The sequence below is a fragment of the Comamonas sp. 7D-2 genome (assembly GCF_022749555.1).
In the GTDB taxonomy this organism is placed as follows: Bacteria; Pseudomonadota; Gammaproteobacteria; order Burkholderiales; family Burkholderiaceae_C; genus Comamonas; species Comamonas thiooxydans.
On sequence record NZ_CP094238.1, the window covers coordinates 2217788 to 2232324 of the forward strand.

Annotated in this window: 10 protein-coding genes and 1 pseudogene; 10 read left to right on the forward strand and 1 reads right to left on the reverse strand. The window is 55.7% G+C overall.

Features of this window, described 5'->3' with window-relative positions; genetic code table 11:
• Positions 1-40: 40 nt before the first annotated feature.
• Entirely contained in the window at positions 41-1009 is a 969-nt protein-coding gene (locus tag MPZ60_RS10260) for a tripartite tricarboxylate transporter substrate-binding protein (protein ID WP_034351840.1), read from the reverse strand.
• A gap of 87 nt (positions 1010-1096) precedes the next feature.
• Between MPZ60_RS10260 and MPZ60_RS10265 the strand changes: the two genes are divergently transcribed.
• The 10 genes and pseudogenes from MPZ60_RS10265 (at position 1097) to MPZ60_RS10310 (ending at position 14507) form a co-directional block, all read left to right on the forward strand.
• A protein-coding gene (locus MPZ60_RS10265; protein WP_122974783.1) for an IS3 family transposase occupies positions 1097-2184 on the forward strand; the annotation gives its coding sequence in 2 pieces (ribosomal slippage) (positions 1097-1349 and positions 1349-2184; 1089 coding nt in all).
• 43 nt (positions 2185-2227) lie between these two features.
• Entirely contained in the window at positions 2228-2614 is a 387-nt protein-coding gene (locus MPZ60_RS10270) for a hypothetical protein (protein ID WP_131324745.1), read from the forward strand.
• 164 nt (positions 2615-2778) lie between these two features.
• Positions 2779-4008 (forward strand): AAA family ATPase, encoded by a 1230-nt coding sequence (locus tag MPZ60_RS10275; protein ID WP_242881750.1) that lies wholly within the window; start codon positions 2779-2781, stop codon positions 4006-4008.
• Between the two features lie 300 nt (positions 4009-4308).
• Positions 4309-8061 (forward strand): ATP-binding protein, encoded by a 3753-nt coding sequence (locus MPZ60_RS10280; protein ID WP_034359709.1) that lies wholly within the window; start codon positions 4309-4311, stop codon positions 8059-8061.
• Positions 8048-8737, forward strand: a complete 690-nt coding sequence (locus MPZ60_RS10285) for a hypothetical protein (RefSeq protein WP_052057706.1) — start codon at positions 8048-8050, stop codon at positions 8735-8737. The genes MPZ60_RS10280 and MPZ60_RS10285 overlap by 14 nt, the downstream gene beginning before the upstream one ends.
• Positions 8734-9981 (forward strand): hypothetical protein, encoded by a 1248-nt coding sequence (locus MPZ60_RS10290; RefSeq protein WP_034359710.1) that lies wholly within the window; start codon positions 8734-8736, stop codon positions 9979-9981. Before MPZ60_RS10285 ends, MPZ60_RS10290 begins: the two co-directional genes overlap by 4 nt.
• A 20-nt stretch (positions 9982-10001) precedes the next feature.
• On the forward strand, positions 10002-10784 hold the full coding sequence (locus MPZ60_RS10295; RefSeq protein WP_242607108.1) for a hypothetical protein: 783 nt from the start codon (positions 10002-10004) through the stop codon (positions 10782-10784).
• Positions 10785-11536: 752 nt separating this feature from the next.
• Positions 11537-12222: pseudogene (locus MPZ60_RS10300) on the forward strand (hypothetical protein); the annotation flags it as partial.
• Positions 12223-12507: 285 nt separating this feature from the next.
• Entirely contained in the window at positions 12508-13395 is an 888-nt protein-coding gene (locus MPZ60_RS10305) for a LysR family transcriptional regulator (protein ID WP_238585768.1), read from the forward strand.
• 119 nt (positions 13396-13514) lie between these two features.
• On the forward strand, positions 13515-14507 hold the full coding sequence (locus MPZ60_RS10310) for a tripartite tricarboxylate transporter substrate binding protein (protein WP_034359544.1): 993 nt from the start codon (positions 13515-13517) through the stop codon (positions 14505-14507).
• The last annotated feature ends 30 nt before the right edge of the window (positions 14508-14537 follow it).

Sequence of the window (14537 nt, forward strand, 5' to 3'; positions counted from 1 at the left end):
AGGGCATGAAGAAGCAACCGGCCGGCTGCAGGGCGGGCTCTTATTCGGGCTTGACGCCGGCCTTGTCGAGCAGGGCCTTGTTGCGCTTGAGTTCGGCGGCGATCTGGGCCGGGAACTGGGAGGGCGCTGCCTCGGTCGCCGTCGCGCCCAGATTCTTCAGATGCTTTTGCACCTCGGGTAGGTGGACTGCCTTGACAGCCGCATCCTGCAACTGCTTCACGATGGGGGCCGGTGTGTTGCTGGGGACGACCAGACCGAACCAGCTGATGCCCAGTTCGTTGAGTTCGTCGTAGCCCAGTTCCTTGAAGGTCGGCACATTGGGCAGGTCGGGCGAGCGGCCATGTGAGGCGACCACCACAGGCAGCAGCTTGCCGCCCTTGATCTGTGGCATTGCCGAGGGCAACTGGTCGGTCATGATCTGAACCATGCCGGCCAAGGCGTCATTGAGTGCAGGTCCGTTGCCGCGATAGGGCACGATCTGGATCTGGGTCTTCATGGTTTCGTTGAACGAGGCAACCATCAGGTGTCCCAGCGTTCCCAGGCCCGGCACTCCGGCACTGTAGGTGCCGGGCTGGGCCTTGACTTTGGCGAGAAAGTCCTTGAAGTTGTTCACGCCCATCTTGGGGTGGGCCATATAGACCGACGGCATGGTCACCAGATTGGCCACCGGCAGCAGCTTGCCTTCAATCTTGCTGGCGCGTTTGTAGAGCAGGGGGTTGATGGTGGCTGTGCTCACGGTAGCCATGCCAATGCTGTAGCCGTCTGGAGCTGCCTGGGCGATGGCCTCGCTGCCGATCAGACCCCCGGCGCCGCCCTTGTTGTCCACGATCACCGGTTGCCCCAGCGTGGTGCGCATGCCTTCGGCAATCACGCGGGCCACGATGTCGGTGGAGCCGCCGGTGGCAAAAGGCACGATGAGCTTGACAGGCTTGCTTGGATAGGCGTCAGCGGCCAGCGCCTGCGGTGCGGCCAGGGTCCACAAGGAGCTGGCAACCGCCAGCGAGAGCAGGCCGACGCGGCGATTGAGGCCATTTGGTAATCCCCCCGTAAAACCAACGTCTTGAGAAGTAGAGACCTCCCAAGGAGAATCTCTACTATGAAGAAGTCACGTTTTACAGACAGCCAAATCATCGATGCGCTCAAGCGTGCAGAAGCTGGCTTGGCAGTGCCCGAGCTGTGCCGTGAGCTGGGCATCAGCGCAGCCACGTTCTACAAGTGGCGTGCCAAGTTTGGTGGCATGGATGCATCTTTGATGGCCCGCATGAAGGAGCTCGAAGAAGAGAACCGCCGGCTGCGCAAGATGTACATCGAAGAAAAGCTCAAGGCGGAGGTCGTCTCGGAGGCGCTCGCAAAAAAGTGGTGAGGCCATCTCGCAGACGCGAGATGGCTCAACAAGCAGTGCAACACCGGGGCCTGACGATTCGTGCAGCGTGTCAGGCGTTTCAAATTAGCCAAGCCTGCTACCGCTACAAGGCGCAACGCAACACAGACAATGATGAGATTGCCCAGTGGCTGCTGCGCCTGACGGATAACAATCGCAGTTGGGGCTTTGGGCTGTGCTTTCTTTATTTGCGTAACGTCAGAGGTTTCAAATGGAACCACAAACGGGTCTACCGGATTTACCGCGAGTTGGAGCTCAATCTGCGTATCAAGCCGCGAAAGCGTTTGGAGCGAGCAAAACCTCAGCCATTGGCCGTACCAGAGCGCCCTGGTGCAGTTTGGTCTGCGGACTTCATGCACGACCAGCTTGAAGACGGTCGCAGCTTCAGGCTGCTGAACATCATTGATGACTTCAACCGAGAGGCGCTGGGCATTGAAGTGGACTTCTCGCTGCCTGCGCTGCGTGTCATTAGGGCATTGGAGCAAATCATCCAGTGGCGTGGCAAACCCCAAGTCATTCGCTGTGACAACGGCCCCGAATACATCAGCGCAGTCCTGCAAAACTGGGCGATTGCCAAAGGCATCCGATTGGAATACATCCAGCCTGGCAAGCCTGCACAAAACGCCTATGTCGAACGTTTCAATAGAACGGTTCGCTATGAATGGCTGTCACAGTACCATTGGCGCAATCTTGATGAAGTTCGAGATTACGCCACGCAATGGATGTGGCGGTATAACCATGAACGCCCAAATATGGCATTGGGCGGCATCACCCCCAAACAGCGGCTTGCCATGGCCGCATAGCTCTACTTCTCAGAGCAATGGTTTAAGGGGGGATTACCGTCTGATGAGTATTGCCGCAAGTACAGGTAAGCAAATAGATGTAACGGGCTATTCGATGGAAATGTGCCTGCGATATATTTTCGTTGAGTGGAAAGGAAAGATTATTGAAGTAGCCGCCGTTCTCGCAATTCGTGAAGATGATGAACAGTTATTCATTTCATTAGAAGAGATGGGGTTAGCGGATCAGTTGTTACGAGAGATGAAATCTGATCTGAAGGTGCATGCGTCTGCCACAAAGGTAGAGGGATTGCAGCGATTCATTACCAATGCTGGCATATCTTCGGAAAAATGTATTGTCAAGCCTGGTGTTCCCAAGCGTAAATCCAAAAGTTCAATTTCAGAAGCTCGTCTTATTAAAGAGGTTCTCACGCATCGTAGGTCATCTAAATGACAGGGTCTGGGATATCTCCTTGGCTTCAAAGGTTTGATGGCCTAGTCGATGCTAGTGTGCTTCGCACAAGGGTGGAGACTTGGCCAGGTGTTGAAACGAATCTACTGCAGTTGCCGGTTAAGCTAGCGGTTTTAACGCTCGAGAGTGCATTTAAGAGATGTATTGTGCTTTCAAATCAAGAGCTCCAGATCTTGCTCAAGCTGTTAGAGCGTTCCCATGCTTATGTAGCGGCGGCGTATCCTGATCATAAAGAATTTTTAAAGCAGATGCATCGTGAAGAGCTCGAACTTCCAGTTATTGCTCCTTTATGTTTGACTGGCTTAGCTGGAGTGGGAAAGTCAACGCTATTAACTGCATTTCAACGAGCCTTACCAGTATCAGGAGAAATCGATGGAGGAGCAAGGCTGATCAATGGTACGTTGCCGGTGGAGTCCTGTGTTCGGATTAAGGTAGACACGGTTAAAACTTTAACTGACTTACTTCAACCCTGGCTACCTCAGGAAGTCAATGTTTCTGGTAATGAAATTGGAAAGAAAAAACCAAAGAATAACTTGGATGTGGAAATTAAGAGGGCGGCTAAGTGGTCATATCGAATCGGGTTGTCTGCTAGTATTGTTGATGAAATGCAGTTTCTGAGCCTGGGGTCAGATGCTAATGCGCAGATCACTAAATTTCTGCTAATGTTGACTCATCTTAAAGTGCCATTGGTTTACGCTGCAAACTTTAGCCTTTGTCACAAGCTAATGAAGAGACACCAGGAGGATCGTGATCGGCTTCTTGCTGATGTAGTCGTTCTTAAACCACTTGAATTAAACGATCAGGGTCTTGGGCTTCTGTTGAAAGCATATAGTCGAATATTGGCTGAATACCTTGATAACGATCTCAGTGATTTCATCGAGGAATACTCAATATGGACTCTGGGTATCAGGCGTAAAGTGCAGAAACTTACTTTAGCTGGTTTTGAAGTGATGCTTAAAAGTGGAGAGCGTAGACTAAAGGTTTCTCACTTGAAAAAAGCGTACCAGGAGAGCATGTCTAGGTCATACCGGCTGGATATCGAAATCCTGTGTAGGCAGAGCGGAAACTCTGCTCCAGTCAGAGGTCATATGGATTTATGGTGTCCTTTCGGCAAGGAGTTCAATCAGCTGGATATTCCAGTTGTAAAGATGTCCAATGCTCGAGCCTCACAGATTTCAACTATGCTGCTGAAGCAGTCTTTGAATGCGAGGGAAAAGAGCTTGCTTGCTGCCTTTGAGAGTCCTTCTCGTCCCTCCCCATCGAGTGACTTAGATACGGGTGTCCAAGCTAAAATTCCCTCTAGCAAACGTTCCACAAAGAAGCCCGGCACAGCTGAAGAATTGCTTAGAAATACGATTAGGCATAGCAAAAAGTGAAAGGTCGATCAAAATATGGCTTTAATAAGTAGGTTGCATCGCTGGTGCTATGTTAGGGGCAAGTGTCACCGACTTCAGCGACAAGCTCGACTTCCTAGCTGATGCCGACGATTTGCGCTTCACTGAATCCGGATTTCTTCACGCAGAGATCTCAGTGGTGTGGATTCTCTACCTGGGAATAGAGAGAAGATACGAGAAGGCTTGACCTCAATTACAGTAACAAAACTTTCCAGGGAGGCTTGGCAATGTTCCAGGGCATAGTCCACCTTGCTGCATGGGGCTAACGGAGTAGGGGGATTCATGCCATATCAATTACGGCGTATCGTAGCGATCAATATTCGTAACTCGACAACTGGTCTGCCGTCCGGGATCGTGTCTGAACTCGACCCTCGCGGCAGCGTGCTGGCGGTAGGTCTCAACGGCGTCGGCAAGACGACCTTCTTGCGCCTGTTGCCGCTCTTCTACGGCGCAACTCCTCAGCAAATCCTGCGTGGCAGCGGCAAGAGCGCCATGATTGCTTACACACTGCCTGACGCGAGCAGTGCCGTCGCATACGAATACGAGCGTGAATCGAAAAACGACTTGCGATGCGTCGTCATGTACTGTGAGCCCGGAGAAGATCGTCCCCAATTCCGCATCATCGAGAACGGTGGTTTTCGGGAAGAGCTCTTCTACGATGAGGATGGCTATTTCGTCTCACGTGAAGAATTCCCTGCTCGTGCCGAAAGCCTGGGCGCGCGGCTCAGCCCAAAGCTTCCCTTACATCTGTACCGCAGCGTCATTCTCAATGAACGCTTGCATACCAAAGAGGGCGTGCGCATGCGAGAGCTGGCAGCCCGCCATTCTCTAGGTGCCCATGCGCTTACGCACTTGGACCAGATTGCAGCGGCCATGGCCAACGAAAAGATCTCGTTTCGAGACCTACAAAACATCGTCATCGACCGCGTGGCTGACATGGGGGCCACAGACCGCCCGAACATCAGTACCCGGGAGTTGCGCAAGAGCCGAAAGGACGTCGTCAAGTGGATCGAAGACCGCGACCACCTCGCGCGCGTTATGACCCAAGAGCCGCAAGCGAAGGCCTTGAGCCAGCGCATCGACCGCATTCGAACTTCGCATCATCAAATGTGCTCTCTGCACGTAGCTGCCAAGGCTGCATCGGTGCAGATCGAACGAGAGAAAACCGCATTGGCCGAGCATGAAGAGGCGGCCCGCTTGGCCTTTGACGGCCGGGCCGCGAGCATTCGAGAGCAGCTTGTGAGCTGGGAGGCGAGGCTCTTGAAAACACGCACTGAAAGCGATGCTGCTAGCCAAGCGTTCAGCAAGGCAACGGACCAGGCGGCTTACTTCGCCAAGATCAACGCTAAGCACTTATCCGAGCAGCAGGACAAGGAACATGTTTACAAGATTGGCAAGGCGAATTCGGAGAAGGAACTGGAGCGCCTGACAGGTGCAGCGGGCGCCTTGCAGAAGAAGGCGTCCGAGCGGAGGAGTGAAATTGAGCAAGACGCTTCGCGCCAGCAGCAGGAAATCAGCGAACGGGCTGCCGCCACTGCGCGAGAACAAGCAGAGCAGATCACGGCACTGCGCCAAGAAGAAGATGCTGCAATGGAGGCCTTGTCTGCGCCCACGCGACCCGCAGACATCGCAAAAGAGCGTGATGCTAATCTATCTCGCCTGGGCGAGCTCAAGGGCATCCTTTCTAATCCGACGCCTACGGCAGAATCCGCGCAGCGTTTGGAAGATGCTACACAGGATGAAAAGCGCCTCCGTTCGCAGCACGAAGAGTCAAGCAAGCACAAGCTGGACGCAGAAAAGGCTGAACGTGACGCCCTGGCCAGTCTGAGCAACGCTTTGCAAGACCAGGCTGCGGCCAAGTCCTTCATGGAGCGAGCTGAGCAAGAGCTCAATCGCCTGCAGGCGCAGCTGGAACCTGCCGCGGGCTCCCTTCTCGAATACCTGCGCAAGACCGATTCCAAGAGCTGGAGCCAAGCGGCACGGGTGCTTGATCCCCAACTGCTGGTGCGCACAGATCTTCATCCGACGGAGAACGCCGAGCATGTCGGCGATGCGCAGGGAGTGGTGCTTGGCTCCCTCATGCTGGATGTGTGCAACGTCGCAGAACCCGATTGGGTAGACATGGCCCAGCTGCGCCATGCGATAGCCAAAGCGCAGTCGCAATGCGTGCAGGAGAAATCCCGCTTTGAGCAGGCGGAAGGTCAGTCTAAAGCCTCCGCCAAAGTTCTCAATGCTATCAAGGAAGAGTTGGCAACCAAGACTGCAGCCGAGGGGCTTAAGCGAACGGCACTGGCCGCGGCGAACAAGGCCGTAGAGCGGCTCCGCAACGCTGTCGCTCAGGAAAAGCAGCAATGCAAAGACAATGCCGAGACCGAGCGTGTGAAGCTGGCCCAGACGAATGAGGCGCTCGAAAACGAAGCTCGTCAGATCGTTGAGGCCTACCAGGCTCAACAATGCGGCATTCGGGAGAGTTTTCGGGCTCTGCACAGCAGGCTAGACGCTGAGAATAGAATGGCTGAGACCCGATTCGCCGAGGAGCATGCGGCTGTTCTCGGACGCAAGGAAAAAGACTTGCAGCAGTTGGAGGAGGATGTCGCGCGCGAGCTCAAAGGGCTCGGCGTCGACCCGCATCGCATCCAGAGTGTCCGGCGCGAGCTCAGCGAGTTCGATGCCTGGTTGCGCTCCATCGCTGAGAACCGACACGAGGTTGCGCAATGGCGCCTGTTTGAGCGCGGGACATCGCCGAAGATGGAATTCCTCAAGGCGATGGCCGAAACCGCCAAGACCGACTTGCAACAGGCACAGAAGGGTCTAGCCCACGTGAAAGACCTCGAAGGCACGCTGAGCGAAGAAATGACGCAAGCGAAACGCTTGTTTGACGATCAGCGAGAAAGGATCAACAGGGAAGCGTCGGTACTGGCAGACCTCTTGGCCAGCTCGCTGAAGGATTTTGTGGCGTTTGGAGCGTCTGCGAGCGAAGATGTTGAATGGAGCGTGCCCGACCTGCAGAAGGGCGTGCACCAGTGCCGTAAGGAAATCAACGACGAAGCCGAGCAACTCACCAGTCAGGCTCGCCGGCTGCGCGATGTGATGGCCGAGCACGACAGTCCGGTCGCACACTGGGTTGAGCAGCGCGAACGTGAACTACCGGACGCCGCCACTATGCTGGATCACGAGTACCGCAGCCTCCGCGCGCGCGTGCTCTGTGACTGGTTCTTGCCAGAGGAAGAGGCTAGGGTTTCCTACATCACGCAGATGCATCAGGAGATGGACGGTTTCCTCGCCGTCGCGGGCAACTTCGTGCAGGATCTCGATGTCTTCGAAAAGCGCGTGGACTCGTTCAATAAGGAACTGCAGGCCGCACTCGGTACGGTCAAGGGATTCCGGCGCTTCCGTAATCTATCAGTCCAGGTCATTTCGTCGGTGGGGCAGATTGGTGCGGTGAGCACCCTGCGGCAGATGCAGAACGTGTTGGACAGCAAGACTTCGACCTATGGGGCCTTTGTCATACGCCGGCGCGAATTGCCAACCGAGGAGGAGGCCATCCTCATCCGCAAGTTCCGCGACATCATCCCTTCAGATGGGGCGCTGCGCGTGAACCTCAATGAGCAGGTGCGCCTGGAGTGTTCGCTCATGGAGGGGAATACCTCTAAGCTGATTAGCAGTGACGAGGAGTTCAAGGCGATTTCTTCTACCGGCAATACCGCACTCATCACAGCAATGTTTCTCATGGGGTTCGTTGAAATGATTCGAAAGAAGGACTCGAGCGTGCGTCTTGCTTGGGTGACGGATGAGGTGGGCCGATTTGACCCAGCCAATCTGCGCGAATTCCTGCACACGCTGGATGCACACAAGATTGACGTCATCAGCGCGTCTCCGAGCGCGGATCCGGCGCAGTCGCGCTTCTTCAGCCGTCTTTGCATCTTCGAGGAGTCTGGCGCTATTGAAACCACGGAGCTTCGGCCGCCGGAGACACATACCGGATCGCAGAGCGACGCCACAGCGCAGGAAGGGCTGATCTATGTCGGCGCTTGAATCAGCGCTGAAGCGCTTGGCCGAAGGCCAATTTGTCTGCCCGGTGCAATTTCCGGAAGAGTTCGAAGCGCTGGAAGCTCCCGATGGCCGCCGCCACGCGGATGAATGGCTTGGTGCCATTGGCTACCGTTTGGCACGGTTGCATGAAGAGGGCGCCTTCTTTATGGCCCACGCGATCGTGACCAATGAGATGCGGATGCGTTTCAGGGAAGAATTGCGAGCGGTCCGAAACCGTCTGGAACCTGTCGTCGGCTTCTTGGAGGCGCTGCGTCAGGCTCAGGGGCGTGACCCTCGCGTGCATGCGGGTGACATGGTTTGGGAGTCGGAGATCAGCGAAGCCGTGCGCAATTCGTCCTTGCTTGAGCAGCGCATCATGGAAATGCGTGACATAAACGGCTTGCGTCCGACCGACTCCGTGAACGACCGGGTGCGCCGCATGCTGGAGAACCTGCGTTCCGAAGGCTATCTGGTGGAGTCCAATCCGACCAACAGAGGCTACCAACTCACCGGTAAAGTGGACTACCTGTACCAGCTCATTGCGTTCATTGCTGCCAACACGCCACAGTTGTCGGAGGATGATGCGTCCGATCAAGTCGATGCACAAGCGCGACAGACTAGCATTGAAGATGGAGCCAATGCGTATCCTGATACGTCTGAAGGTGACGAGACGCGATGAGTAGCCGAAACTCGCCGATCAAGGACGTTCTGCAAACGCTGTCCAGGCATGCTGAGACCGTCGAGTACGCGTTGACGGAAGTGGTGACCCAGCAAAGTGGACCGTCGTCAGCAGCCATTATGGGTCTGCGCCAGGTGAGTGCGCTACGTGCAGCTGGCACCGATGGCTATCGCCTGCATCCGCGGCTGCGCGAGTACCTGCAAGACCATCTGCAGTTCTACCCCGCGTTTCAGAACCTCGCGGAAATCGGTTCACGCATCACGACGATGCTTTCTCTGTGGTCCGAGATGGACCAGATGATTGCGTTCAATGCGCTCGACCTGGATGCGTTGGATAGTTTGGAGGCGTCGTTGCGCAGCGGCGTGTTTGATATTGCCGACAGCATGGAGCGTAATCTGCTGCTGCTTCAGACGCGCGTGAGCACCCGGTACGGCAATGTGAAGTCGCTGGCACTGAAGAAGAGCCAGAACAGGTTCTATCAGCAACAGACGTCAGTGCTCGCTGCAGACATGGCTCGTCTTGCTAAGGCTGCACGGCGCATCGAGCGAGAGTCTGCGCAGCGGGGTGCAGAGGAGCTTGCGCAGTTCTTGCGGCAGCATTTGATCTCGCGCATGTTGCCCTGGCAGCAAGGTGTCTCAGAGATACAGACACTGATCCGCCATGAGATCTTCCGCACCCGTCAGATCGAACAGAACCACAAGCAACTCGCGCGCATGGACATGCTTTTGCGTCAGCAGCCGGCTTGGCGCGGCATCGATGCGGAGCTAGCCGATGACGTACCGGTTTTTCTGCTCGCTACTCGTTTACCCGGCTTGCACGCTCATGTTGAGCCGTTGGATTCGGACCGATCCATGGTCGATGAAATGCAGTTGTTGGTGCAGGCTCTGCCGCCCAGAAAGCCAGCGGCTGCTCCATCGGAGCCTCCGAAACGCTACAAGTATGTGGTGCCTGAGAAGAAAGCCCGGGTGGAGCTACCGGCAACACGTGCGCTTAACAGGTTGATATTGGACGTTGACAAGGCGGATAGAGGAATCTCTCTCGTCGAATGGCAGGCTCAGGACGAGGATGCGCGCACGATGGAGCCGGGTGTATGGTTGGTATTTGCTGTGATGGCTTTGCGTAGCAGTGGGGGCTACCAAGTCAATCTGGCCCTGGAGCCGCCCAGGCAGGGCGAGCATTTCTCGCATAGGTTTCATGATGCGTTTGCCTACACCCAAGCTCGGTTTGAGAAGGGGGCATTGTGACTCCGCATGAAGTCGCATTCTTGCGCCGCCTAGCGGCCGAGCAGCCACAGGCATTGCGCAACGACGGGATCGCAGCACGGATGCTCAAGGAGCATGGGCTGGGGGCCTTGCGCGGTGCTCGCGTGTTCTATGGTGCATTCGAATATACGCGCGCGGCGGACATGCTTCACAACCGCGGCTATGCGCTGGAGGCGATGAGGGAGCCCTTTGCTCGTAGTCAAGCGCCTGCGGGTGGGTCGGAGAAGCTGGGCGCGCTGCCTGTGCTGCATGAGATCGTTGCCGTTGTTCCACTCGGTGTTGCGGGGTTCACGGTTCCAGTCGGCACTTTCATGGGAATGCCATGGCGCGATGCGCTGGCGCTGAACTATGAGGTATTGCTGGTTTGCGAGAACCTCGAGCCAATGTTGTTGCTGCAGCACGGGTATCCATGGCTTGCGCGCTTCATCAACGGCCGGTCAACGCTTGCCCTTTTCCGGGGAAAGCCGGGGCTCTTCAGTACGGCAGCGGCAGCTCGGCTGATTGCAGAAGATGCGCGACCTACGCTGGCATTCTTCGACTTCGATCCGAAGGGACTTTCGATGGCAGCTAGTTTGCCGCGGCGGGAAGCACTGTGTCTGCCGGCGTGGTCCGCGTTGGAAGTGGCCACACGCCAGGCGAAACGGGAAAACCTATTCGTGCGCTCGCTGCATGGGAGTCAGGTGCATCTGAATCGGGTCGAGGATGCCGAGATCAGCGAAGCGTGGCGTCGGCTAAAGGAGTTGGCGATAGGGCTCAATCAGGAGGGATTCCCTCAAAATGAGTGAGTCATGTTTTGGGCTACTAGCGAGGTTCGGGATGCGTCTGTAGCGATTGCCCAGGCACGAAAAGGATGGAGCTGCTTTTTTGGGTTGCACAAATGAATCGTGCCAGTTTTTTCTAGATTGTTTCCGACTTCACGTAATTGCTTCGTCGCTTTAAATGAATGGCTGCTGCTCGGTAAAGAGCAGTCGTTTATGTTGCAGAGTCGACGGGTAGCAATCGCCGCAAAGCCGACCTTGGAGTCAAAAGTTAGCTATAGGCTGACAGCAGCCACTCAACCATCGGCAAAGAAGTGACAAGTCTGATCAGCAGCAGACCTTCAAAGGGGAAGGTTTCTTGGCCAAGGAGCCTGCCCCTGATTATCTTGCATATCTAGCAATGCAGCTCCCACATCCATTCACTGTCGTCGTAGAGGCCACCCATTATTGTCAATTCGCTGGTGGCACCAGTCACATTCGGAGTTAATAGCGTTATCCTCGTATCTGTTGTGTTCAGGCTCCCTGTATCCCTTTTGGTTTGATTGCAGAAGGCTCGTATCTGGCTCCGTAGCAAACCTTCCCCAGTTGCTGCACCATTAACCGCCATGGTGCTTAATCGTGCTTGCAGAACGGGCAAACCACTTGGCCATTAGCCACGAGTGTGTTGATTTCCACCCAGAAGTGACCCACTAGCCCCCGGTTTTTCCATCTCAATCTGACCCACGCATTAACCCTAGCCTGCTGCTTTCTTGTGCAGCAGGAGACCAGGAGTGATTGACGTGGCCACTTTGAGTGTCATCCGGCGCTGGGCTCTGCGTGAGCACCTGTCCATCCGAGAGATCGCCCGCAGAACTGGGCTTTCTCGCAATACCATCCGCAAGTATTTGCGCTCCGACGTTGTGCAACCTCAACTTGCACAGCGCACCATCGCCACCAAGCTCGACCCCTTCGCCAGCAAGCTGTCAGGCTGGCTGCGTACAGAAGTCAACCGCTCTCGCAAGCAGCGGCGCACGATCAAGCAGATGTTTCTGGACTTGCAGGCGTTGGGCTACACCGGCTCCTACAATTGCCTGGCTCACTTGCTGATGTGTGGGAGCAAGAACGCTCAACCTTGATGCCCATGCCTCGGCCGTTTGACGGCTTTGTCGAGCATGCCAAACGAGTCTCTCCCACCTGCCTAGTTCACTTCGAGCGCAATCGCTACAGCGTGCCGGCCTCTTATGCCAACAGGCCCGTGAGCTTGCAGGTTTATGCCGACCGCCTGGTTGTCGTGGCCGAAGGTCAGCTCGTCTGCGAACACCCGCGCATCATTGAGCGCAATCACCAAGGCTCTGGACGTACGGTCTATGACTGGCGCCATTACCTGGCCGTATTGCAGCGCAAGCCTGGCGCATTGCGCAACGGTGCGCCGTTTGCCGAGTTGCCAGACGCATTTAAACGACTGCAAGCTTTGTTCCTGAAGCAAACGGTGGCGCTCCGAAAGACTCGAGTCGACCAATAGAACCATTCCGTTGAGCAACATGGTCTCCGAAACTCCGACGCTCAACGACCAAGAATCAACGCTGTCCTTTTCCGAACACTACGCCCGCCTTGGTTAGGTGATATCGCCGGCAACTATCTACGCCGCTAAACTTTCAATGGGCGTCGCGGCAAGTGTTCGCCTCTTGTCGTTACCGGCATTGCGAGTCTGCGTACGACGATGCCACTGGACATAGATTGAACTAAAGGGATTCACGTGGACTTGCGGGATTTGAAGTACTTTGAAGTCATTGCTGAACTTGAGCACATGGGCAGAGCTGCCGAGCGCTTGCACAAGACTCAACCAGCTCTTACGAGTTGCGTTCGACGTCTGGAGGATGCGTGCGGGGCCACGCTGTTAGAAAAGGCCGGCCGAGGAATTCGGTTGACTACAGCGGGGCATACGCTATTGAAGTGGGCTCAACGGACTCGGTTCGACATCGAGAGCGCTCACCGCGAAATTGGAGACATTGGTCAGGGAGTATCGGGTCACGTCAAGCTCGGAATTGTCCCTACTGCGGCGCAGTTTCTGTTGCCGCCCGCAGCACGGGACTTGCTTGCAGAAGCACCTGGTGTGACGATACAAACAACAGTCGCACTTGGCGACGTCCTTGCCCCGCTGCTGCGTAGCGGAGACATTGATCTTCTTGTCGGCACAGATGCCCCCAGCGAACCGGGACTCACTTCGCGTTTGTTGGCTGAAGACCAGCTTGTTGTGGCCGCGATTTCGAGTCATGAGTTGTTCTCGAGGCCTCGGGTAACACTGAGTGACCTCACAGACTACAAATGGGTATTGCAGCCGCAAGGTGCACCCATCCGCGATTGGTTGGACCAAACGTTCGACCGACACCATCTGCCACGCCCGATCGTCCAGGTAGAAAGCACGATGTTGCTGATGCTGCCCACGCTGATCGCTGAAACAGGCTTGCTGAGCTTCATCTCCCGATTGCACCTCCAGGAGGGCAGTTCTGGTGCAGGGCTGCGTGAAGTAAAGGTACGTGGTGCAACTATGCGCCGTCGGATGGTCGTCACTTACCGAGACAGCGGTTATGTTTCCCCTGCGGCTCAGCGACTGATCGCCTTGTTGGCCAAGCACGCCAGACTGCCAGTCGCCCAATAGGCAAAGTTAAATTTATCGGTTTGAAAAAAAGTTCGATTGGACGAATAGGAGAGTGAAGCGAATACTTGAGTCTTATAGAGGTGCGACTTTGACGCATCCGATCTTTAGGAGACATCAAGATGAATTCGTTCCGCAGCGTTCGCGCTTTTGGGGCCGCCGTAATCGGCGTCGGCCTGCTCGCTAGCCTCACCCCTGCCATCTCTTCCGCCGAGACGTACCCGGCACGCTCAATCAAGATCATCGTTCCATTTCCAGCCGGTGGTGGTCCCGACATGATTGCACGGGAAGTCGCGACGACCGTCACGAGTCAGCAAGGCTGGACCATCATCATCGATAACAAGCCTGGTTCAGGCGGAAACATCGGGATGGATGCGGCTGCCAAGGCGGCACCCGACGGATATACGCTGGTTATGGGGCAGACGTCGAACATGGCCATCAACCCTTCGCTCTACGCCAAGTTGCCCTACAACCCTCAAAAAGACCTTGCTCCTGTCGGATTGGTCGCAAGCGCTCCCTTGGTCATTGCAGTTGCAAGCAACTCTCCCTACAAGACGCTTTCCGATTTGTTGAATGCAGCCAAGGCGAATCCTGAAGGTATTAACTACGCGAGCTCAGGAAGCGGAACAGTTGCTCATTTGGCGACCGAGCAGCTCCAGCGCATTGCCAATGTCAAGTTGACACACGTTCCTTACAAAGGAGCTGCACAGGGCGCGACGGACCTGATTGGTGGACAGATTCAGATGTACATCTCGTCGGTTGTGACGCTCAGCGGCCACATCAAGAACGGAAAAATGCGAGCGCTTGCCGTGACGTCTGCCAAGCGTTCCGCCGACCTGCCTAACGTTCCTACCGTCGCGGAATCAGGCTTCAAGGGATTTGAGGCAGTGACTTGGTTCGGCCTCGCTGCGCCGGCTGGCGTGTCCAAGGACAAATTGAGCAAACTCAACGCTGCATTCAACAGGGCGCTCGAGAACCCTGACGTAAGAAAACGACTCACGGAGCAAGGCGCAGATGTTCTGGGTGGAACCCCTGAGCAGTTCGCTAGCTTGGTACGCGACGAGACAGGCCGCTGGGCCAAGGTCGTCAAAGAGTCCGGCGCGAAGGCCAACTGACTCCCCCTTTTTCCTCCGGTAATGGCTACG